Source organism: Streptomyces sp. NPDC021225 (assembly GCF_044332865.1).
Lineage (GTDB): Bacteria > Actinomycetota > Actinomycetes > Streptomycetales > Streptomycetaceae > Streptomyces.
On record NZ_JBIRPV010000006.1, the window covers coordinates 496,081 to 517,423 of the forward strand.

Genomic DNA, 21,343 nt, shown 5'->3' on the forward strand with positions numbered 1-21,343 from the left:
GCCCGCCCCCGGCGCCGTCAGAGCGGCATGGGGTCGGCATCGCAGTTGGCACGCCGCCAAGCCGCCGCGTCGACACAGGCGGGGTGGCCTTCGCCGAGTTTGGCCTGGAGCTCCTTGACCGCCGTGGCGTGCAGAGTCTCGGCCTCGTCGGTCTGGCGCAGCGCTCTGAGGTCACAGGCCAGGTTGCCCATCACGACCAGCGCCGTCGGGTGCGTCGCGCCCAGGGTGCTCTTGATCACTTCGAGGTTGGCGCGGTCGAGTTCGGCGGCCGCGACGGCGTCGCCCTGCGCGAACATGTCACTGGCCAGGTTGGCGGAGGCGATCAACACATAGGGGTGAGTGTCGCCAAGGGCCTCGCGGGCCCGCCTGAGCGCCGATTCGTTGAGGGCACGAGCGGTATCGACCTCGTTGAGCAGCCGCAGCGTGATGGCCAGGTCCACATCGGCCGCCGCGGTGTCCGGGTGGTCCTCTCCGAAGACCTCTTCGTACCGTTCTCTGGTCGACTGCCCCAGCCGCATGGCCTCGTCGAGGACACCGGACTGTCGCAGATCGACGGAGAGGTTGAGGGAGGCGATCAGGGAATCCGGACTCCGTACGCCGTATCGCTCGGTGAGGGCCTTGCGAACGGGCCTGCTGAGCTCGAGCGCTCCGGGGTGGTCTCCCGCCTTCCGCCGGGACACCGCCAGCCGCCCCACGGTGCGCAGGGTGTTCGGGTTCATCTCGCCGAAGACCCTGCGGAACTTGTCGACCAGTTCCTCGAACATCCGTGCTGACAGGGCGTATTCGCCCGCTTCCCGACGGTCGACCGCCAGCCCCATCTCCGAGAGCAGGCTGTCGTAGGCCTCCTCCCCGTAGAGCAGCATGGTGCGCCGATAGGTCTCCTGGTCGACCTCCCGGGCGCGTAGGAATTGGCCGGAAGTCCGCAGGGCGACGGCCAGGTTGTGGGAGTGGATCAGCGTCAGCGGGTCCTCGTCGCCGTACGCCCGCACGGCCCGCTCGTACACCTCCTCGGCGATCTCCAACGATCCCCGGAAGTCGCCCCGGGCTCGGCGGTCGGCGGCCACCTGACCGAGGATGGAGAGCAGTTCCTCCTCCGCGTCGGGACCGAGGCCCCGCACCTCTGCCCGCATGCGCTCGCTCAGTGCCGCGGCCTCCTGGTAGCGGCCCATCCGCCACAGCACGAACCACAGATCCCGGCAGAGCAGCAGGGTGTGCTGGTCGCCCTCCCCGTACTTGTCCTTCCAGACGTCGTACGCCTGCTGGCCGAAGTCGCGCGCGGCCTCGTGGTCGCCCCAGAAGTAGAGGTACTGCGCGAGATTGATGATCATCTGCCGCGCGTTGCGGGAGTCCGACTCGACGGCCTTCGAGACCACCACATGCGGATAGAGGTCGGCGAACCGCCCCCAGTGCTCGGGGTCGCGGGGATCGCGGGGGGCGTTGGCGGCCAGCAGCATATGCGCGCCCTGCCGCATGCGCTCGCGCTGCTCCTCGGTCATCCGGGCGATCAGCACGGCCTGCACCAGACGGTGCATCTGGATGGAGTTGTTGCGGTGGTCGATCTTGGCCAGGGAGTAGCGGTTGATCTCCCGGATGGCGCGGCCCAGCCGTAGCGGGTCGGTCAGCGCCCGGTCCAGGTCCGGGGCGATGGGCTCGACGGCGGCGCCGGAGAACAGCGACCGGGCCACCGGCTCGGAGGCGAAGTAGGCGCAGATCTGGAGAAGTTGCAGCGCAGCCGGGTTCTTGCTCGCCAGGTGGTCCAGCGAGACATTCCAGGCGGTGGCCACCGTCTGTTCGTACTGGGTCGGCGGCGACACCGACATCAGCTCGGCCCGCTTCTCCTCGAACAGCCGCAGATACTCCGCCGCCGGCATGCCGGTCTCGGCCCGCCAGGCCGACGCCTGCTCGACCGCCAGCGGCAGATCGCCGAGCACCTCCGCGAGCTGGTCCGCCTCCTCCTCGGGGAGGTCGGGGTTGCGGCGCTGGAGGAGCTGAATGCTCTCGGAGCGTTCGAACACATCCACCTCCAGCGGATGGGCCAGCGTGTTCCACTGCGGATTCCGGGAGGTGACCAGAATAGATCCGGAGGGGCCGCCCTCCGGGCTGCTCGGGAAGAATTCCTGCACTGATTCGGGACTTTCCGCGTTGTCGAACACCAGCAGCCAGTTGCCATAGGGGTTTCCGGTGCGCAGCGCCTCCAGGACCGCGGGCACCGCGGTAATGGCCTCGCTGGTCACCGGCAGGCGCAGCCGCTGGGCGAGTTCCACCAGTGCCTGGGCGATCTGGGTGGGCCGCTCGGCCGGAATCCACCAGACGACGTCGTACCGTGAGGCGTGTCGATATACATATTCCAGGGCCAGTTGGGACTTTCCGACACCGCCCATGCCGTGCAGCGCGTGCGGAAGCACCGCGGTCGGGCCGTCACCGAGGTCACGTTCCAAGCGCTCGAGCAATTCCTCGCGCCCGGTGAAGACAAGGTTCCGCGGCGGCATGTTTCCCCAAATGGCGGGCCGCGTCGACGGCCCGGAAGAGCCTCGATCGAGCGGCGCGCCCGATTCCGGCGTCGTCGCCCCCTGGGAAACCGCGGTCAAAATCGTACCTCCTCGAAGTGCGCCTTCGCCGCCCACACCTCCCTGCTGCGAGGGGACGGGCGTCTCGGGCATTCCTGGAATATTCACTGTGGCAGGGCTTTCGTTGTGTGCGGCGGGGTTGCTCTCTTCGCGCGCCGTTGGGTCAATCTTCTGATCCGATGACGTGCGGCCGGTGCGGATGACTCGCTGAATGCGCCGGGCGCGGCGCAAATGGGGCCCGGACAGGGCCTCCAGGACGGTGTGCTCGATTTCCCGGAAGCGCAGGTTCTCCCCGGTGACCTCGGGCTCTCTCGGAACCTCCCCGCCGCTGAGGTGGATGAGCAGCTCACGAGCCGCGCCGCTGTGCGGCGCCAGGACCTCCGCGGCGATCCTGGACGCCATTTCCGTCGCCTGCCGGGTGCTGGAGGCGAGCAGTTCCTCGCGCACTCCACGGCCGAAGAGAAAGGAGTTCCCGCCGCTCGCCGGCATGGGCTCGACGAGATCGCTCATAAAGAATTCAGCCAGATGGGCCGGGCCCGTTCGGGGCAGGGTGCGGCGCTGAACGGCGTACATGACGGGAAGGTCGAGCGGGACCGCGGCCAGCCGGGTGGCGAGGGAGAACGCCTCCGGCGAGGCCCACACCCGGAAGCGCGCGACGCGCTCCGCGGCGCCGCCGGCGGTCCTGGGTCGCTCCGGCCATGGGGCGGGGGGATCGGGCCGGCACGGGGGCACGAGGAGGGCCGCCACCTCGGTCCAGCGCGGCCCGTCACCGGCGATGAAGCGGGCCCAGGGGGCGATCCACTCGTCGGCGACCTCCAGGACGGGCACGGGGACCGGGCGCCGACGGCCGCTCGCCTCCGCGGCGGGTGCCGCGATGGAGGGCTCGGTGAACTCCCAGTCCACCCGGGCGCTCCCGGCCCAGGGGCCGGAGGCGCGCAGCCGGACCCGCCGCGGGTCGAGGGCCGTGCGGTGCCACAACCGCTGCGGCAGCGTCTGGAGTACGGCCACGGGCTGATGCCGGCCCCATACGGCCAGCGCCTCCTGCACGGCACCCGCGCGCCAGGCGGGGCCGAGGCCGTCGGTGAGGACGAGCACGATCCGGCGCCCGGTGGGATCGGCCAGACTCCTCGGCGGCTGGGGTCTCGACCGGCGGTTCGGGCCGCGCAGAGAGACCCCGCCCGGGTGGTCGGAGTGGGTGTCCAGGAAGCGCAGCCGCAGATCGCGGAAGCCGCCGTGGCGGCGCAGCGTCGCCATGAAGCGCCGGGCCAGTGCGGCCCAGAGCGTCATATGCGGGCCCGCGTCCACCACCAGCACCGCGTCCCAGCGGCGCTCGCTGCCCGGGCCCATCGCTGGGGGCAGCCCGGGGGCCTCGGCCAGCCGCTCGGCGGTCGCCTCCTCGTCCAGCTCCTGGAGGCGCGCCGAACGGATCCGCTCGCGGAGGGGGCGTAACGCGTCTCCCACCCGGGCCGTGTGGAGGTCGTCCGCCACCCTGGCCCGGGGCGAGGGCCGACGCCTGGCGGCGTGGTCATGGGTCCGGACCGCGGGGGTTCGCGGCGGCCCGGGCGGTGGGAGGCGGTCCGGTAACGGGTGTTCGTGTGCTTCGCCGCCGTCGGCCGTCGGCGACGCCGTACCCGCCGGGGCCGACGGCGCGGCGTCCGGCTCCGGGACCGAGGGCTCCGGTTGCGGCGCGGCGGCCCGCTGCTCCCCGGGAGTGGGTAACTCGCCGGTCGGTGACTCCTCGGACGGTGACTCGGCGGATTCCGGGGAGACATCGGGTTGCCGCGGCCCGGCCAGCTCCGGGTGGTGACGGGCCAGCCACAGCGCGTCCGCCACCTCCCACCACCGCAACCCGCCGACGTGCAGACGTCCGTGGTCCGGGGAGGTGGCAGGGCCCTCGGCCGCGCCATCCGCCCCGGATCCCTCGGGAACCGACGGACGTTCAGGCACTCGGTTCCGCCCCGTCGGCGCGTACGTCCGTACTCAGGGGATGCCAGATCGCGCCGAGGAGGGCCTGCCACTCGGCGCCGTCACCCTCGGCAGGCGTATACGCGCCGGAGGTCGCCAGATGGGCGGCGTTCAGCAACTGGTCGGCCGCCAGGCCGTGCACCTGCTCGCTGCGCGTCATGAAGTCCCGGACCAGCCTGTCGTGCATGTCCCCCAACTGGTCTGCGAAGTGAGCGGCGACCAGCTCGCCCAGTGCCTCCGGGCCAGGGTCCGGTATATCGAATCGGAGACAGCGGCGCATAAACGCCTCCGGGAACTCGCGCTCCCCGTTGGAGGTCATGATGACGATGGGGAATGACCGCGCTGTGACAATACCGTCCACGATGGGTGCGGTTCTGCCCGGATCCGCGGTGTGGACGGTCACTTCGGGGGACCGGCGCTTCACCCGCACGAGTGGTGGCACGGTGTACCAGCCGTCCTCGAAGAGCGTGAGCAGGTCGTTCGGGAGGTCGGCGTCGCCCTTGTCGAGTTCGTCGATGAGCAGGACCCGCGGTAATCGATGGGGGAGCAGCGCGGTGCCGAGCGGGCCGATCTGGATGAACTCGCCGATGTCCACGCGGTCCTCGCCGCATGAGGCCGTGGACCCCTCGTCGGAGCCGTCCGCCGGACGGCTGTGCTGCCGTGCCGCGTACCAGGCCTGGCCGGCCTGGGCGCGCCCGATCACATCGTATTCGAACAGCCCCGAGGCCAGGGTCGTCCGGGAGGTGACCGGCCACTGGAGCACCCGGCCCAGCCTCAGCTCACGGGCGATGCGATAGGCCAGGGTGGACTTGCCGACACCGGGCCGGCCGGTGACGAGCAGCGGACGCCGCAGCAGGATCGCGGCGTTGACCAGGCGGACCTCCTCCGCCGACGGGCTGCGCACTGCGCCGTCCGGGCCCAGCCGCCGGTCGGCCTCGTCGTCGTCGGGCGGCTGCGGCAGACAGGGGCCGCCGACGAAGGTCCGCCAGCGCGGCCCCTCCGGCCACTGGCGTTCCTCGTACGGGGCATCGGGCGGCACCGCGCCCGTCCCCTGGTACGGGAGTGCGCTCGTCGCGGCCGGAACCTCCGCCCCTCCGCTGCTGCTCTCGGGCGTGTTCAATCGATCCCCCCTACGAAGGTGGCGGGAGCACACGGCCCACCGTCGAGGAGCAGTTCGGGGTTGTCCCAGATCACGCTGAGATCCCTGACCGGGTCTTCCCGCGAACCGATTCCGCCTGCGGCGCAGTCGCTCTTCCACTGTCTCGTACGCTCGGGAAGCTTTGACAGACCGTCCTCGGCCAGTCCTTCACGCACGACGCTGCGGAAGGTCTCCGACGCGCTGTCCTCACGGTGGTGGATCAGCACGGGAACCCCGAGGTCGAGCCCCAGCCGCAGCTCGCGCAGCCCCACCCCGCTCCTGGGCCTCGGTGGCTCGCTGAGCACCATCGCCACCACCTCGTCCCGTCGCCCGATCTGCGCGTCCAGCAGAGCCAGGTGCTCGTCGGACGAGCGCCCCTCGGCGTCGCACCAGTGGACGTCTGCCTGGCCGGGCCGACTCTTCCACCGGGCCCAGCGCATGCGCCAGGCATGATGGAGCTCGCGTCGCTGCACTCGCTCCAAACTGTGGATGAATATCTCGTGATACTTGCTCAAGATCGGGTTCGCATAGCCTAGTTGTGGGTTCCGATTCCACCACTCCACGGGCTCGTTCAGCAGCTCGGTGGGTAAAAAGAACTCCAACACCACTTCCTCGGAGCGCGACTGCCACAGCTCCGCCATCCGGGTCAGCAGCTCCGCGACGGCGACGGGGACCCTGCTGCGCGTCACCAGCTCGCGGGGGTCGCCCTCCGGCTCCTGGTGCAGCCAGGAGGACTCGGCGTAGCGCACCCGGGCCGCCAGCCGGTAACGCGCCTCTCTGCGCCCCTGTCTTCTGCCCTTGGCGTCCACCGGGGTCAGATCCGGCGCCACCTTGACGAACAGCTTGATCACCGGGCGCTCCGGCTCGGCATCGGGCCCGTCGACCGTGCTTCGGCCGACCCGGGGCAGGACATCGCCGGTACGGCCGCCGGCCAGGCCCGCGCGCGTCGCGATCAGCCCTTCGTCGTCGTCCGCGACCCCCCATTCATGGGCGAAGTGATCATTCCAGGCGTACAACTCGCCCACCGAGGAGGCCAGGTCGGCGCAGAGGGCGAGCCGCTCCAGCAGCTCCATACTGGGCGGCAGGCCTCCGGGCCGGGTGTTGCGGCAGGCCAGATGGAGGAAGGTGTGCCAGGCGGTGGTGCAGTGGGCGGGGAGACGAAACCGGTCCCCGCATACCTCGGCGACGATCGCGTGCAGCTCGGGGATTCCGACGTCGAGCGCCTGCCGCAGCGCCGACCAGTCACGCCCCCGGTACAGATCGGCCGCGTTCCACTCGTCGAGCAGGGGCCGCAGCCGGTGGGTGAGCGCCGGGGCCACAAACCCGGTGATCTCCAAGAGCGCCTCCATGCCTCCCGGAAGGTCGCCGCAGGCGCGCACCGCCTCGAAGAACTCCTGATGGGGGGTTGGATACGGCTCCAGTTCCAGTCCGTCCAACGCCTCGGACAGCTCTCGCCGCCATTGGTGCCGCCCCCGGGCATCGGCCAGCGCCGCTGAGGCTCCCAAGACATTCACCATCTCCCCCAGTACCCGGCGCCGGGCCCGGCTTTCCGGAAATCGCTCCGACACGTGCGTCCCCCCTCGCACCCGACAAGCGCGCCCCCTGGTATCGCGCCTATTCGGCATACCCATCGTCGCGAGCGATTAGCGTAGAGGCACGATCCGCTTGTCGGAGGCGATTCACACATGAATCAGACGGCGTCCGGATCCGGCATGCCTCGTTCGTGTGCGCGGTGCGTCGATCAGCTGCTCGAAGCGGACCACGGCGGATCGGCCCCTCGCTCTGTTACCTTCCTTCCTTGATCGGCCGTGCGGAACATGGCACAGCGGGTGGAGGAATGTGGTGTTGGGGGACTCGGGATTGGCCTGGCGTACGAAGCCGCTTTCCCCGCGGGGCGGCTCTACGGGGAGTTGGTGACGGGCGTCATGGTGACTTTCGCGCAGTTGAGGGCGCTCGACCCGGCCCAGTTCGAGGAGGCGGCGGACGGCTGGCACAAGGTCAGCAGCAATGCGAGCGCGTCCAAGGACCGGCTGGACAATGAGATCAACGCGAAGCTCCGCGGGGCCCTGAAGGGCCAGGGCGTCGGCTCGGCGCTGGGCCGGCTGGAGCGGCTGAGCGAGAACTTCCACTACATGCAGGTGGAGTGCGCGCTGGTGCTCACGGCCCTGAACGGGCTGGCGGCGGAGTTGCGGGCGGCGAAGACGAAGTTGCACAACGCCGTACAGGACGCCCTGGATGCGGGGATGACCGTCAAGGAAGACGGTTCGGTGCAGTACACGCCCCCGCTGGTGCTGCTGCCGGGCCAGGAGTACGAGCCGGCGGGGAACGGCCGGACACCGTTCGTCATCACGACACCCAAGGAACAGGCGCAGGGGTTCGCCGACCGGATCGGTGACGCGCTGAAGGACGCGGCCGTGGCGGACGGCAAGTACGCGAAGACGCTGGGCAAACTGATCACGGTGGCGGATCTGTCGGTCACCAAGGAGGACTGGACCGACGCCGACGCGGACCGCGGGGCGGTCAAGAAGACCGTCGGCGACTATCTGCGGGATATCCCGAAGGACAAGTCACCGAAGGACAACGCGGCCTGGTGGAAGAGCCTGTCCAAAGAGGAGCAGACGGAGTACATCTCCCTGTATCCGGCGGGCGTGGGCAAGCTGGACGGCCTTCCCGTCGAGGACCGCGACGAGGCGAACCGCGTCTGGTTCAACGAGCAGCGGGCGAAGTACCAGACCGAGCTGGACAATCTGCCGCCCGAGCCGAAGCCGAGGCAGCTCCTGGCCGGCCGGTCCATGGTCCCCAATCCGAAGTGGACCGAGTGGTACAACCGCAAGAAGCATCTGGAGGGGGCGCTCGACGGAATGATGCGCATTCAGATGCGCTTCGACTCCACGGGAAAGGTCGATCCGTACCCGACCAAGAGGCCTGCCGATTACAAACCGACCGGCGACGGGTTGCCGCCGGCGTATCTGCTGGATTTCGACCCGGAGAACAACGGTCGCGCCATCATCGCGAACGGCAATCCGGACACGGCCGATCACACCGTCGTGATGGTCGGCGGTACCAAGAGCAGGCTCAGCGGCCTCTACACACCCATGGTCGCGGGCACCAATCTCTGGCAGGCGGCCAGTGCGATGCCGGGGGAGCCCAAGGTCTCGACGATCACCTGGAACGGTTACGACGCTCCGCAGAACCTCTTCCCGGAGGGCGCGCTGAACAGATACGCCGACCGGGGGGCGGGGGATTTCAACGACTTCCTGGCGGGGCTGCACACGTCCCATGACCCGTCGGCCGATGACCATCTGTCGGTGCAGGCGCACAGCTATGGGTCCGTGCTGGTGGGCTCCGCCGCCCGACAGGGCACCCTGGAGGCGGACGACGTGATGTTCAGCGGCAGCCCCGGCGTACAGGTGGGGCGGGCCGAGGACCTGGACGTGCCCCCGGGGCATGTGTGGAACCAGAGGGCGCAGGACGACCCCGTCCCCAGGCTGGGGGCGCCCACCCATGGCCACCGCGAGGGTCTGACGCAGTACATCACCCCGAACGACCCCATCTTCGGCGCCAAGCAGATGACCACCGACACCAAGGGGCACGGAAACTACTGGCTGGCCGGTTCGGAGAGCCTGGAGAACCAGGCGAGAGTCGTGGTGGGACGCTATGACGAGGTCCAGCTGAAGTAATCGGCAGCCGACGGGATATCGGGGATATTGACATGGCGTGGCCAACACGCCTAAAGTTATTGAAACGAACTATTGAAACGTTTCATGCGTATCGTTTGTGGTCGGCCTGTTGTGATGACACGGGAACACAAAGGAGTGTTCATGCTCGATCGCAGGCGATTTCACCAGTTCGGCGTGGCGGCAGCGATCGGCGCCGCGCTGCCGATCGCGGGGAACGGGATCACCGACGGCATCGCTATGGCGGATGAAGCGCTCGGCGTGGTCGAGACCGACACCGACATCACCGTCGACAACGGGCCGGTCCAGCTCACCGTCAGCAAGGTGAGCGCGGCCCGTGCCACTTCGCTCAAGTATCTCGGCCAGGAACTGCTCGGCAGCGGTGGCCGCGGCAACTTCGACATGAACAACGCCCGTGTGGGCGACCCGCTTCCGCTGCCGCCCCCGCAGAACACCTATGAGATCCGCCGGGGCGAGGACTTCGTCGACATCGCCTTCCGCTACAGCCCCACCAACGGGGGGCCGTTCTGGCTGGAGCGGCACCACATCGTCCGGGCCGGAGAGCCGGGCATCCACCTGGCCACCACGTTCCACCACACCGCCGAGCTGCACGGCTTCTCGTCCGAGCAGCACCGCTATGTGTTCTACCTGGACAAGGAGCTGTTCACCCACGCCTCGGTCGAGGACGACGGCATCGGCGGGGTCGCCTGGCGCGAGAGCGCCGCCCGGATGCCGACCCCGGAGGAGCTGAAGGCGGCCACCGTGGTCATGGACGCCACCTACGACCTGGCGGGGCTCGGATCGGCGTACCCCAAGCGCTACTACACCAAGTACGACTGGGGCACCTACATCAAGGACCACGCCGTGCACGGTCTCTACGGCAAGGGGTTCGGCATCTGGGCGGTGACCGCGCACCGGGACGCGTTCAGCGGCGGACCCACCCGGCATGACCTCACCCTGCACCAGACCGACAGCAGGCCGGTGCTGCTGGTCGAACCGCACGGCGCCCACTACGGCTTCCCGCCCGTCCGGGTGGCCGCGGGCCAGGAGTGGCAGAAGACGTACGGACCGTACTACGTGCACTTCAACACCGGCGACGACCCGGCCGCCCTGCGCGCCGACGCACTGCGGTACGCGGACGAGAAGGCGCACGCGGCGTTCTACGACCGGGTGGCGCTGCCCGGGTGGACACCGTCCACCGAGCGCGCCACCGTGCACGGCAGGGTGGTGGCGCAGGGCGAGTCACGGCTGCGCGGTGCGGTGGCGGTGCTGTCGGACAACGGGGTGGACATGCAACGCACCGCCCTCGGCTACGCGTACTGGACCGATACCCATGCCGATGGCGGGTTCACCCTGCGCGATGTGCGCCCCGGCACCTATCGGCTGACCGTGTACAAGCCCGGGGTCTGGGGCGAGTATGTGCGCGACGACGTGGTGGTGCCCAGTGGCGGCACGGTCCGGCTGGGTACGCTGCGCTGGACGCCGCTGCGCCACGGGCGCACCGTGTTCCAGATCGGCACGCCCGACCGCACATCGGTGGAGTACCGCCGCGGTCCGGAGTATCAGCAGTGGGGCACCTGGTCATTCTATCCGCAGGACTTCCCGGAGGGCGTGGTCTATCGCGTCGGCCGGAGTTCGCCCGCGCGGGACTGGAACTACCTGCAGTTCCAGCAGATCGACGGGGTGCGGCAGGCGCCGTGGCGGATCCTGTTCGACCTGGACGAGGCGCCGCGCGCCGGGCGGACCGCGACGCTGACGGTGGCGCTGGCCGCCTGGTCGCTGGACACCGCCCGCAGTGTGCCCAGCGGGCCCACCCATCTCACCATCAGCGTCAATGACGAGAAAACGGTCTGGAGGTTCGAACCGGACGATTCCCGCGGCGCGACCTACCGATCCGGTTGCTCCGGCGGCTACTTCCGGCGGATCTTCTCCTTCGACGCCGCGGTGCTGCGGCGCGGCGAGAACGAGATCACGCTGACGATCAACGAGGACACCGGTCCGGAGATGGTCAACACGGCGGCCTACGACGCCATCCGGCTCGAACTGCGCTGACACTCCTCGCGTCGACGGCGACGGTGGCGGCGGCCAGCGGCCCGGCGAGCAGCAGCGCCGTGATCGGCAGCAGCGTCACCACCGCGACCGCGGTGCCGACCGCGACCAGCAGCAGCGCGTCGCCGCCCAGGTCACGGCGGCCGACCTGGCGCGCGGCTCCACGCAGTACGGCGCCCCAGCGCAGCCCGGGCCGCCACCCACCGGCGGCGCGCAGACCGAGCAGCACCGCGGCGAGCAGGGCGACGGCCAGCGCCGTGGCGAGCACCGGACGGCCGGGCGCCCCGGCCGCGATGGCCAGGGCGTCCACGGCCAGCACCGCCGCGACCGCAGGCGGGATCAGCAGGCCGGCCGGTCCGGCGCGCAACGCCTGGGCCAGGCGGACCAGATAGGGGCGCACCCCCACCCCGGGCCCGCCCGCGACCCGCTCCCGCAGCAGAGCGCAGGCCGCGGCGAAGGCGGGGAACGCGGTGATCACGCCGACCGACGCCACCGCGGTGAACACCCCGAGCAGCAGCACATCCGCGAACAGCCCGAACCGGCCGTCCACCGTGGCCCGGGTTGACGATGTGCTCATGCGCCGCCCATTCCGGAGGTGCTGACGCCCTCCACCAGAAGTCGCTGAAAGGCCAGGAAGAACAGGCCGATGGGGAGCAGGGTGAGCACCGACATGGCGAACATCGGGCCGTAGGAACTCTCGCTGGTCTGGTCGATGAACAGGCGCAGGGCGAGCGGCAGCGTGTACTTGTCCGGATCGTTGAGGTAGATCAGCTGGGACAGGAAGTCGTTCCAGGTCCAGATGAAGGTGAAGATCGCTGTGGTGACCAGGGCGGGCTTCGACAGCGGCAGGAAGATCATGGTGAAGGCGCGGATCGGGCCGCAGCCGTCGATGCGCGCGGCCTGGCCGAGCTCGTCCGGCAGATTGCGCATGAACTGCACCATCAGGAACACGAAGAAGGCGTCGGTGGCCAGGAACTTCGGCAGCACCAGCGGCACGAAGGTGTTCACCAGGCCCAGATGGTTGAAGATGGTGTACTGCGGGATGAGCACCACGTGTGCGGGCAGCATCAGCGTCGCGATCATGAAGGCGAACAGCGGCCCGCGCATCCGGAACCGCATCCGGGCGAAGGCGTAGGCGGCAAGCGCGCAGGAGATCACGTTTCCCAGCACACACAGCAGCGCCACGGTGAGCGAGTTGCCGAAGAAGGTCCATACGCTGACCCCGCCCGAGCCCTTCAGCGCCTCGGTGTAGTTGCCGAGGACGAGTTTCCTCGGCAGCAGGGCGAGGCTGGAGACGATCTCCTCGGCCGGCTTGAAGGACATCGAGATCAGCCACAGCACCGGATACAGCAGCAGCGCCAGCAGCGCCGCGCAGACCAGATGCCAGAGCGTTCGGCGCCAGATCCTCGCGGCCCGCGGCGCGCGGGCGGTCGTCATGCTCACCTCTCCTCCCCGCCGGAGTAGAAGACCCAGGCCCGAGAGGTGCGGAAGAGGACCGCGGTGACGACGGCGATCGCGATCAGCAGCAGCCAGGCCATGGCCGAGGCGTAACCCATGCGGTACTCCACAAACCCGGACTGGTACAGATAGAGCGTGTAGAACAGGGTCGAGTCGCTGGGCCCCCCGCGCCCGCCGCTGACCACGAACGCCGAGGTGAAGGCCTGGAACGAGTGGATGGTCTCGAGCACCAGGTTGAACAGGATCACCGGTGACAGCATCGGCACGGTGATGGAGCGGAAGGAGCGCCACCACCCCGCCCCGTCCACCGCCGCCGCGTCGTAGAGACTGCGGGGGATCTGCTTCAGACCGGCCAGGAAGATGACCATCGGCGCGCCGAACTGCCACACCGTGAGCAGCACGATGGCCAGCAGGGCGTACTGCGGATCCGTCGTCCAGCCGCCCGCGTGCAGCCCGAAGGCCGAGGCCGCCTTGTCGACGGGGCCGCCGTTGTCGAAGATCACCCGCCAGACGAGGGCCACCGCGACGCTCGCGCCCAGCAGCGACGGGGCGTAGAAGGCGGCGCGGTAGAACCCCTGGGCCCGGCTGGTCCGGTTGAGCAGCAGTGCGACGCCGAGCGCGGCGCCGAGCTTGAGCGGGGTGGCGATCAGGACGTACTTCAGGGTCACCCACACCGAGGTGAGAAAGCGGTCGTCATCGGTGAACAGCCGCCGGTAGTTCTCCAGGCCGATCCAGCGGGGCGAGGTGAACAGGTCGTATGCGGTGAACGACAGATAGAGCGAGTAGAGCATCGGGCCGAGGGTGAGCAGCAGCGCGCCCAGCACCCAGGGCGAGAGAAAGAGATACGCGATGCCGGGCCGCTCGCCGTAGCGGTGTCTCCGCCCGCCACCGCCGGGCGGCGCCTTCGCCGCCCTGGGGCCCGGAGCGGCCGAGGCCGCCACCGCCCCCCGCTTCAGGGCCTGTTGTGCCATCAGCAGTACTCCTTAGCGCTCCTTTGTGCTCCTGGCGTGTCCATGGGGCTTGCCGGGCCCGGGTGGCGGGCCCGGCAAGCCGTGGTGTCACCGGTTGATGGCTTGCTCGGCTTCTTTGATGAATTCCCCGGCGGCCTTCTCCGGGGTGGAGCGCTCGAACATCACGTCGTCGTAGACGCGCTGGAGGGCGGCCTTGACGGCACCCGCGCCCTTGGGCGGCGGGGGAGGGGCGGCGGTCAGCTTCGGCAGCAGCGCGGTCTCGAAGTCATAGGCCAGGCGGGGCGGGCCGGTCAGGCTCTTGCCGACGGCGGCGCGCACATCCGAGTTGGCGGGCATGCCGCGCGAGGTGGACTGGATGGTCCCGGCCTTGGTGTCATTGAGCAGGAAGTCGACGAACTTCGCGGCCTCCTTGGGGTGTTTCGACCGCCTGGTGATCGACATCAGCATGGACGGCTTGGCGTACTGGCCCAGTTCACTGCCGCTCGACGGAAACGTGCTCAGCTTGAGCGGCCGGCCGTAGATCTCCCAGGACGCGGCGGTCAGGCCGGAGTCGTAGTTGAACTCGGCGGCGGAGGTCTTCTTGACCAGCGGCGAGTTGGCCTGTGAGCCGTCCATCTTCGTGGTCTCGGCGGCCTGGGTCGCGGCGCCCGAGGTGCGGAGCCGCTCCGCCAGCTTCCAGTACGCGGCGAGGTCGGCGGCGGTGTAGCCGAGCTTGCCGTCGTCGGTGTAGAGGGTCTTCCCCTGCTGCCGCAGCCACACCTCGAACCAGTCCTCGATCTGCCCGAAGCTGGTCACCCCGCGCACCTTGCCGCCGCTCGCCTCGCTCACCTCGGCCGCGCCGGCCTCCAGGTCGGACCAGGTCCAGCCGTCCTCGGGGGCGTGCTCGCCGGCCGACTTCCACACCTTGGGGTCGTACAGCAGCGCCTGGGTGGTCTGGCCCACCGGGATCGCATAGGTCCTGCCGTCGATCCTGCCGGAGCTGAGCAGGTTGGGGCTCATCTTCGTGGTGTTCACGCCGTTGATCTCGGCGAGCACATTACGGTCGGCGTACTCGCGTATATACCGGTAATCCATCGTCAGGATGTCGGGGCCGCCACCCCCGGCGAACTGGGTCGCCATCTTCTCCCAGTACGCGTCGAACTCGGAATACGAGGTCTCGATCTTGATTTTGGGGTTTTCGGCCTCGAACAGGTCGATCACTTTCTGGGTGATCTCCGCCCGGTCCGCGTTTCCCCACCAGGTGAAGTGCAGTGTGACCTTGTCATCGCCACCGGTTCCACCGCCACACCCGGCCGTGGTGGCGACGACGGCCACCCCCAGCGCCGCGGCGGCCATCCGTCTGCCCCAGTGGATACTTCCGAGCCGCATGGTTGCTCCTTCAGTGAATTGAAACGTTTTGAAGGACCTTGGCGGGGAGAAGCTATTGTCGTGACTGACCTCTGTCAAGATGGTGCGTCGAACCTTTGCAGGGCTCTGAGTCCTTTCAAAAGGATCGTGCCAACCGAATGGAACCGAGAAACGTGACAGATTTTCAGTCCTCGCCGCCCCGTATCGCGCCCTGGGACCGCTTCGTGCGGCAGGTGCCCGCCTGGTACACCGATGCCAAGTTGGGGATCTTCGTGCACTGGGGTGCCTACTCCGTCCCCGCCTGGGCGGAGCCCGTCGGCCAGCTCGGCGAGGTCGACGAGGCGGCGTGGTTCCGGCACTGCGCCTACGCGGAGTGGTACGGCAACACCATCCGTCTCGACGGCAGTCCGGCCCAGCGCCACCACCGCGAGACCTACGGGGGAGCGCCCTACGACGACTTCCTCGACATGTGGCAGGCCCAGGCGTTCGACGCCGAGGAGATGGTGGGGCTCTTCCGGCGGGCCGGCGCCCGCTATGTCATCCCGACGACCAAGCACCACGACGGCATCGCGCTGTGGGACGCCCCCGGTACCGGCACCCGCAACACCGTGCGCCGCGGCCCCAAGCGCGATCTCGTCGCCGAGTTCGAGCGGGCGGCGAGAAAGGCCGGTATGCGGTTCGGCGTCTACTACTCCGGGGGCCTCGACTGGCATGTCAGCGACTTTCCCCCGCATGACACCCAGCGCTCGGTGTTCGAGGACCGGCCCAACGACGCCACGTACGCCGCCTACGCCTACCGGCATGTGCGGGATCTCGTCGACCGCTACCGCCCGGACCTGCTGTGGAACGACATCGACTGGCCGGACGCGGGCAAACACGACGGCCCCGACGGGCTCGCCGGGCTGTTCTCCCACTACTACGAGCGGGTCCCCGAAGGGGTCGTCAACGACCGGTGGGGCGAGACGCACTGGGACTTCCGCACGAGTGAGTACCAGAGCGGGACGGAGAACGAGAGCGCCGGAGTGTGGGAGAACACCCGGGGCATCGGCCTGTCCTTCGGCTACAACCAGGCCGAGGACGCCACCGTCAGCCTCGACGGCCCCGGGCTGATCCGCCATCTGCTCGACACCGTTTCCCGCGGCGGCAACCTACTGATCAACGTCGGCCCGGACGCCGCGGGGCGCGTCCCGGAGCTTCAGCGAAGGACCCTGGAGTACCTGGCCGACTGGATGGACACGGGCGCTCCGGCGGTCTTCGGCACCACCCCCCTGGGGCAGGGCCTGGCGCGCCCCGGCGATGATCCGTGGGTGCGCTGGACCCGCTCCGGACATCTCACGCACGCGGTGATCGACGCGCGCGGAACGGTGGCGATCGGCGCCGACGCCGACGCCTTCGACCTCTCCTCGGCCCGCCTGACCGACGGGACGCCGGTCGAGGTGGCGGCGGTTGCCGGACGTCTCGAGGTGCGCCTTCCCGAGCCGACGGCTGTGGGCCCCGCGGTCGTTGAGCTGCGCCTGCGCGACGCACGCTGATCCGGCGGGCGGGCCGGCCACGTCGAGCGGCTCGCCAAGACCGGGTTTTGTCAGAAGCGTTGACGAATCTCTTGCGCCCCTCCTACCTTCATCGCGTCATGCATCGTACGTCATATACGAGACGCGTTATGCCGGGATTGGGGGGACAGTGACCGTTGTGTGCTCATGGGGGTCGCCTCATGCGTCGGCGCGCGCCACGGCCGTGGCCGCCCGGCCGCTTCCCGAGCCCGGGTATCCGTTAGCGGCATAAGCCAGGCGCCTCGATGGGCAGCCACGCGGACTGATCAGAAAACAGCCGCGGATGCACTGACGAATGAGAAACGCGGCCCGTTCACCGCCAAGATCCCGGGCCGCGTCAGAGAGTTCCGATGCTCCCTCTTGGGGGAGCCTATCCAACTTCGGGAGCGATGGTGCCCCTTTCCAGCCTGTCCACGTCCAAGACCGGGAGATCACCGGCCCGGCAGCGCAGCAGAATGCGGTGGACGATCGTCGGTTTCTCGGCGCTCGGACTGACGATCGCCTATCTCGACCGTGCCGCGCTGAGCGTGGCCATGCCGTATATGTCGAAGGAGTTCCACATCAGCTCTGCGGTGCAGGGCGTGATGCTGTCGGCGTTCTTCTGGACGTACGCGCTGTTCCAGATTCCCTCCGGCTGGCTGCTCGACCGGTTCGGGCCGAGGGTCATCTACCCCATCGCGGTCGGCTGGTGGTCGATCTGGACCGCGCTGATGTTCTTCGCGCGGGGCGTCGGATCGGTCATCGTGTTCCGTCTCGGCCTCGGCATCGGTGAGGCGCCGGTGCAGCCGGCGAACATCAAGGTCGTCTCGCGGTGGTTTCCGCGCAAGGAGCGGGCCTTCGCGTCGAGCCTGTTCGACATGGGCCAGCAGATCGGTACGACGCTGTCGATCCCGGTGGTGACGGCGCTGGCCCTGTTCGGCGGCTGGCGGCTGTCCTTCGTCGTCATCGGGCTCGTCGGGCTGCTGTGGCTGGTGGGCTGGCTGGCCGTCTACCGCGATCCCGAGGAGCACCCGCGGGTTTCCGAGGCCGAACTGGCGCACATCCGGTCCGATCAGGGCCCGAAGGACGCCGCGGCCTCGGGCGACGCCGAGGTGCCGTGGCGGGAGCTGCTGGGCGACTCGCAGGTGTGGGCGCTGACCACCGGCTATGTGTTCCGCTCGCTCGCCGGGGCGTTCTTCCTCACCTGGTACCCCAGCTATCTGCTCGACGACCGCGGGTTCTCCAAGGCGGACTTCGGCATGGTGGGCTGGATCCCGTCGCTCATCGCGATCGGCTCCACCGTGCTCGGAGGCATCGTGTCCGACCGGATGCTGGCGTCCGGACGCTCGCCGAACCTGGCCCGCAAGGTGCCGATCGTCACCGGGCTCGGCCTGAGCGCCTGCATCGGCTTCGCCCCGTTCGTCGACAGCAATCTGCTGCTGATGGTGGTGCTCACCATCAGCAGCTCGGCGCACTCGTTCGCCGGCGCGGCGATCCTGAGCCTGCCGGCCGAGGTGGCGCGCTCGTCGGAGCGCGTCGGCGCGGTGGCCGGCTTCCAGAACTTCGGCTCCCAGGTGGGCAATCTGCTCAGCCCCATCGCCATCGGGCTGTTCCTGGCCACCAGCAACGGCTCGTATGTGGGCCCGCTGGTCGGCGCGGCCGTGTGCTGCCTGGTCAGCGCCGCGATCTATTTGTTCTGGGTGAGCATCAAGCCCGTCGCGCCGGAGGGGGGCGCCCTCGCGGCGTCCGCCGGACACCATGGAAGGAGCACCTCGTGAATGCCTCTTGGGACCCGGCTCGCCTGGTCGAGCGGCTGAGCACGGTCATCGGGATCCCTGTCGTCCCCTACGACGAGGAAGGCGCGGTCGACCGCGACCTGACCGCCGCGCTGACGGCCCGGCTGATCCGCAACGGAGTCACCGTGCTGACGCCCAATGGCAACACGGGCGAGTTCTACGCGCTCTCCCCGGACGAGCGCCGCCATGTGCTGACGTATGTGCTGTCGGCGCGCGAGAGCGCCACGACCGTCATCGCCGGGGTCGGGCTCGACCTCGGGACGGCCGTCGCCGACGCGCGCTTCGCCCGGGACTCGGGCGCGGACGCGGTCATGATCCACCAACCCGTCCTGCCGTATCTCTCGGCGGACGGCTGGGTCGAGTACAACGCCACGGTCGCGGCGGCCGTACCCGACATCGGGGTGCTGCCCTATCTCACCAAGCGGGCGGTCACCGGCGCCCACATCACGCGCCTGGCGGAACGGGCGCCGAACGTCGTGGGGCTCAAGTACTCCGTTCCCGATCCGGTGGTGTTCGCCACCACCAAGGCCCAGGCGAAGGACGGGCTGTTGTGGATCGCGGGCCTGGCGGAGTCCTACGCCCCCGCCTACTGGCAGGCCGGGGCCCGGGCCTTCACCTCCGGCCTGGTCAACCTCGCTCCGGCCGTGTCCCTGGAGATGCTGGAGGCGCTCCGGCGAGGTGACTACGTCGCCGCGGCACGGGTCTGGCGGCGGATCCGCCACTTCGAGGAGCTGCGCGCCCGCGACGCCTCGGCCAACAACGTGTCCGTGGTGAAGGAGGCCATGCACCAGCTCGGGCTGTGCCGGCGCGACGTCCGTGCGCCCAGCCACCCGCTGGCCGAGGAGCTCGCCCGCGAGGTCACCGAGTCCATGGCGCACTGGCGCTCCGCGGTGCCCGAGGCGACGGGGGAGCGTGCGGCATGAGGATCGAGTCACTGGAGACCTTCAGGCAGCGGGTGGGCGACCGGCCCAGGGTGCTGGTGAAGATCGGCACCGAGGACGGGATCCACGGCTGGTCGGAGGTCTACAACCACGGCCCCGACCTGGCCTATCCACCGCTGCTCGACTACCTCTTCGAGCAGATCAAGGGCATGGACGCGCGGTCCCCGAGCCGCGTCAACCAGTTCCTCCTCCAGTCCGGCCGCTTCCCCCAGGGCGCGCTGGGGCTGGCCGCCATCGCCGCCATCGACCACGCTCTGTGGGACATCGCGGCCAAGGCCCTGGGCGCACCGGTGTACCAGCTGCTCGGCGGCGCCGTGCGCGACCGGGTACGGGTCTACGCCGGGCTCTACTCGGCGCCGGACGTCGGCGAACTGCGCGACACCACCGCGGCGTTGCACGACCGCTTCGGCTTCACGGCGTTCAAACTGAGCCCCTACCGGAAGGAGCTGCACCGCACCCGGTTCGGGCTGGTCGTCCGCGAGCTGGGCGAGTACTTCGGCGAGGTGCGCGAGAGCCACCCCGCGGAGTGGGAGTTCGCGTTCGACGCCCACGCGTGTCTGTGGGAGCCGCGGCAGGCCGTCGAGCTCGGGGCCGCGCTCGCCCTCCACCAGCCGCTCTTCCTCGAGGAGCCCATCCGCCCCGAGCACATCCCCGCCTGGGCCAGGATCCGCTCCGACATGGCGGTACCGCTGGCGACGGGGGAGTGCCTCTATTCGCCCCACGAGTTCCTGGCGCTGCTCGGCGCGGGCGGAGCCGACATCGCGCAACCCGACATCTGCGTCGTCGGCGGCCTCACCCACATGATGAAGATCGCCGCCATCGCCGACGCCCACTACGTCCCGATCGCACCGCACAACCCGCTCGGTCCGCTCGCCACCGCGGCGAATGTGCACTTCGCGGCCGCGACGACCAACTTCGCCATCCTCGAGTACAAGCCGGACACCGTGTCCTGGTGCCCCGACCCCTACCTCCCCGTCGACGGACACCTCGAACTGCGCCCGGACCGCCCCGGATGGGGCATCGAGATCGACGAGGACGCGCTCAGGACCGACGACTGGGTCACCTGGAAGCGGAGAGTACCGGTGCGCCCGGACGGCTCGACGGCGTGGATGTGAGGAGGAAGACGGCGGCCCGGCCCGGGTGGTGAAGGGCGCCGCACAAGGAAGCCGTAGCCGTGCGCGGGCGTTGCGGCCCGCGCACGGCAATGGCTCGATATTCGTGCGCGCGAGGCGGGATGATGGGCACATGACGAAGCCTTGGCGAAGAACCCTGCCGCTGCTCCTGCTGCCGCTGGCGGTGACCCTGTCGGCGTGCGGGGAGGGGTCGGTGGACCGCTCCGAACTGGAGTCCCGGGCCCGGGCGTTGGGCACCGAGCCGGAGATGGTGTACGTGACCGACGTACCCGGCTACACGCTCGCGTCGCAGTCCGTGGGCGTGATCGGCGACCACGGCTTCGGGGGCGCCTACACCAAGCCCGGCGGCGGGACGATCGAACTACGGGTGGACGAGGCCGGGAACGCCCCCGTCGACTGCGCGAAGTCCGGCCCCGACCAGGCCGGGGGCGAGAAGCGGACGTGCGAGCGGGACGGCGAGAGCTGGTACCGCGCTTCGAAGTCCGCCCACGAGTATGCGCGCGAGGACGGCGGACGGGTCATCCGGCTGAGCGCCGACCGGGAGAGCGTCACCCGCGACACCCTCCGCCGGGCCGCGAAAAGCGTCCATCAGGCCGATGACGGGGAGCTGGCCGAGGTCCTGCCGGAGGGTGCGGGCGACGGCGGCGGGCAGGGTGGCACCGAGCGCGGCGATCTGCCGAAGACCGGCGACGGCGCGCCCCAGGACCCGGCCGGGATGACCGAGGGGACCAGCGGCTGAGGGCCTGGGCCGGGAGCGCCGCTGGAGCCGGAC

14 protein-coding genes are annotated in these 21,343 nt (G+C 69.6%); 7 read left to right on the forward strand and 7 right to left on the reverse strand.

Annotated features, from left to right (window positions below; all coding sequences use genetic code 11):
* Window positions 1-17 precede the first annotated feature (17 nt).
* From fxsT to ACH4S9_RS28015, 3 genes are read right to left on the reverse strand one after another with little or no spacing between them, the layout of a single operon-like run.
* The gene (gene fxsT / locus ACH4S9_RS28005; RefSeq protein ID WP_398374332.1) at window positions 18-4,514 is read right to left on the reverse strand and encodes an FxSxx-COOH system tetratricopeptide repeat protein; all 4,497 of its coding nucleotides are present in this window, start codon (window positions 4,512-4,514) and stop codon (window positions 18-20) included.
* Window positions 4,507-5,652, reverse strand: a complete 1,146-nt coding sequence (locus tag ACH4S9_RS28010) for an AAA family ATPase (protein ID WP_398374333.1) — start codon at window positions 5,650-5,652, stop codon at window positions 4,507-4,509. The genes fxsT and ACH4S9_RS28010 overlap by 8 nt, the downstream gene beginning before the upstream one ends.
* Window positions 5,649-7,184, reverse strand: a complete 1,536-nt coding sequence (locus ACH4S9_RS28015) for a hypothetical protein (RefSeq protein WP_398374445.1) — start codon at window positions 7,182-7,184, stop codon at window positions 5,649-5,651. The genes ACH4S9_RS28010 and ACH4S9_RS28015 overlap by 4 nt, the downstream gene beginning before the upstream one ends.
* 411 nt (window positions 7,185-7,595) lie before the next feature.
* On the opposite strand from ACH4S9_RS28015, the gene ACH4S9_RS28020 reads away from it, so the two are divergent.
* Together ACH4S9_RS28020 and ACH4S9_RS28025 are read left to right on the forward strand one after the other, a co-directional pair.
* The gene (locus tag ACH4S9_RS28020; RefSeq protein ID WP_398374334.1) at window positions 7,596-9,350 is read left to right on the forward strand and encodes an alpha/beta hydrolase; all 1,755 of its coding nucleotides are present in this window, start codon (window positions 7,596-7,598) and stop codon (window positions 9,348-9,350) included.
* A 141-nt stretch (window positions 9,351-9,491) separates the two neighbouring features.
* Entirely contained in the window at window positions 9,492-11,399 is a 1,908-nt protein-coding gene (locus tag ACH4S9_RS28025) for a polysaccharide lyase family protein (RefSeq protein WP_385337671.1), read from the forward strand.
* Here ACH4S9_RS28025 and ACH4S9_RS28030 read toward each other — a convergent pair.
* The 4 genes from ACH4S9_RS28030 to ACH4S9_RS28045 form a co-directional block, all read right to left on the reverse strand.
* Window positions 11,356-11,973 (reverse strand): hypothetical protein, encoded by a 618-nt coding sequence (locus tag ACH4S9_RS28030; RefSeq protein ID WP_385337669.1) that lies wholly within the window; start codon window positions 11,971-11,973, stop codon window positions 11,356-11,358. The genes ACH4S9_RS28025 and ACH4S9_RS28030 overlap by 44 nt on opposite strands.
* The gene (locus ACH4S9_RS28035) at window positions 11,970-12,833 is read right to left on the reverse strand and encodes a carbohydrate ABC transporter permease (protein ID WP_311722230.1); all 864 of its coding nucleotides are present in this window, start codon (window positions 12,831-12,833) and stop codon (window positions 11,970-11,972) included. The genes ACH4S9_RS28030 and ACH4S9_RS28035 overlap by 4 nt, the downstream gene beginning before the upstream one ends.
* 2 nt (window positions 12,834-12,835) lie before the next feature.
* Window positions 12,836-13,825: a sugar ABC transporter permease gene (locus tag ACH4S9_RS28040; protein WP_311722232.1), complete on the reverse strand. Its 990-nt coding sequence runs from the start codon at window positions 13,823-13,825 to the stop codon at window positions 12,836-12,838.
* Window positions 13,826-13,912: 87 nt separating this feature from the next.
* Entirely contained in the window at window positions 13,913-15,193 is a 1,281-nt protein-coding gene (locus ACH4S9_RS28045) for an ABC transporter substrate-binding protein (protein WP_398374335.1), read from the reverse strand.
* 152 nt (window positions 15,194-15,345) lie between these two features.
* Here ACH4S9_RS28045 and ACH4S9_RS28050 point away from each other — a divergent pair, with 152 nt between their 5' ends.
* From ACH4S9_RS28050 to ACH4S9_RS28070, 5 genes are all read left to right on the forward strand, one after another.
* On the forward strand, window positions 15,346-16,704 hold the full coding sequence (locus ACH4S9_RS28050; RefSeq protein ID WP_398374336.1) for an alpha-L-fucosidase: 1,359 nt from the start codon (window positions 15,346-15,348) through the stop codon (window positions 16,702-16,704).
* A 473-nt stretch (window positions 16,705-17,177) separates the two neighbouring features.
* A complete protein-coding gene (locus ACH4S9_RS28055) occupies window positions 17,178-18,479 on the forward strand; it encodes an MFS transporter (RefSeq protein ID WP_311722235.1) in 1,302 nt (433 codons plus the stop codon).
* The gene (locus ACH4S9_RS28060) at window positions 18,476-19,420 is read left to right on the forward strand and encodes a dihydrodipicolinate synthase family protein (RefSeq protein WP_398374337.1); all 945 of its coding nucleotides are present in this window, start codon (window positions 18,476-18,478) and stop codon (window positions 19,418-19,420) included. Before ACH4S9_RS28055 ends, ACH4S9_RS28060 begins: the two co-directional genes overlap by 4 nt.
* On the forward strand, window positions 19,417-20,553 hold the full coding sequence (locus ACH4S9_RS28065) for a mandelate racemase/muconate lactonizing enzyme family protein (RefSeq protein ID WP_398374338.1): 1,137 nt from the start codon (window positions 19,417-19,419) through the stop codon (window positions 20,551-20,553). The genes ACH4S9_RS28060 and ACH4S9_RS28065 overlap by 4 nt, the downstream gene beginning before the upstream one ends.
* A 130-nt stretch (window positions 20,554-20,683) precedes the next feature.
* Window positions 20,684-21,310: a hypothetical protein gene (locus ACH4S9_RS28070; protein ID WP_361194060.1), complete on the forward strand. Its 627-nt coding sequence runs from the start codon at window positions 20,684-20,686 to the stop codon at window positions 21,308-21,310.
* Window positions 21,311-21,343: the final 33 nt, after the last annotated feature.

Excerpts from the sequence above, each read along its gene's own strand:
- ACH4S9_RS28035 (WP_311722230.1), bottom strand. The coding sequence starts at position 12,833 with ATGACGACCGCCCGCGCGCCGCGGGCCGCGAGGATCTGGCGCCGAACG.
- ACH4S9_RS28040 (WP_311722232.1), bottom strand. The coding sequence starts at position 13,825 with ATGGCACAACAGGCCCTGAAGCGGGGGGCGGTGGCGGCCTCGGCCGCT.
- ACH4S9_RS28025 (WP_385337671.1), top strand. The coding sequence starts at position 9,492 with ATGCTCGATCGCAGGCGATTTCACCAGTTCGGCGTGGCGGCAGCGATC.
- ACH4S9_RS28020 (WP_398374334.1), top strand. The coding sequence starts at position 7,596 with ATGGTGACTTTCGCGCAGTTGAGGGCGCTCGACCCGGCCCAGTTCGAG.
- ACH4S9_RS28070 (WP_361194060.1), top strand. The coding sequence starts at position 20,684 with ATGACGAAGCCTTGGCGAAGAACCCTGCCGCTGCTCCTGCTGCCGCTG.
- ACH4S9_RS28030 (WP_385337669.1), bottom strand. The coding sequence starts at position 11,973 with ATGAGCACATCGTCAACCCGGGCCACGGTGGACGGCCGGTTCGGGCTG.
- ACH4S9_RS28065 (WP_398374338.1), top strand. The coding sequence starts at position 19,417 with ATGAGGATCGAGTCACTGGAGACCTTCAGGCAGCGGGTGGGCGACCGG.
- ACH4S9_RS28045 (WP_398374335.1), bottom strand. The coding sequence starts at position 15,193 with ATGCGGCTCGGAAGTATCCACTGGGGCAGACGGATGGCCGCCGCGGCG.
- ACH4S9_RS28055 (WP_311722235.1), top strand. The coding sequence starts at position 17,178 with ATGCGGTGGACGATCGTCGGTTTCTCGGCGCTCGGACTGACGATCGCC.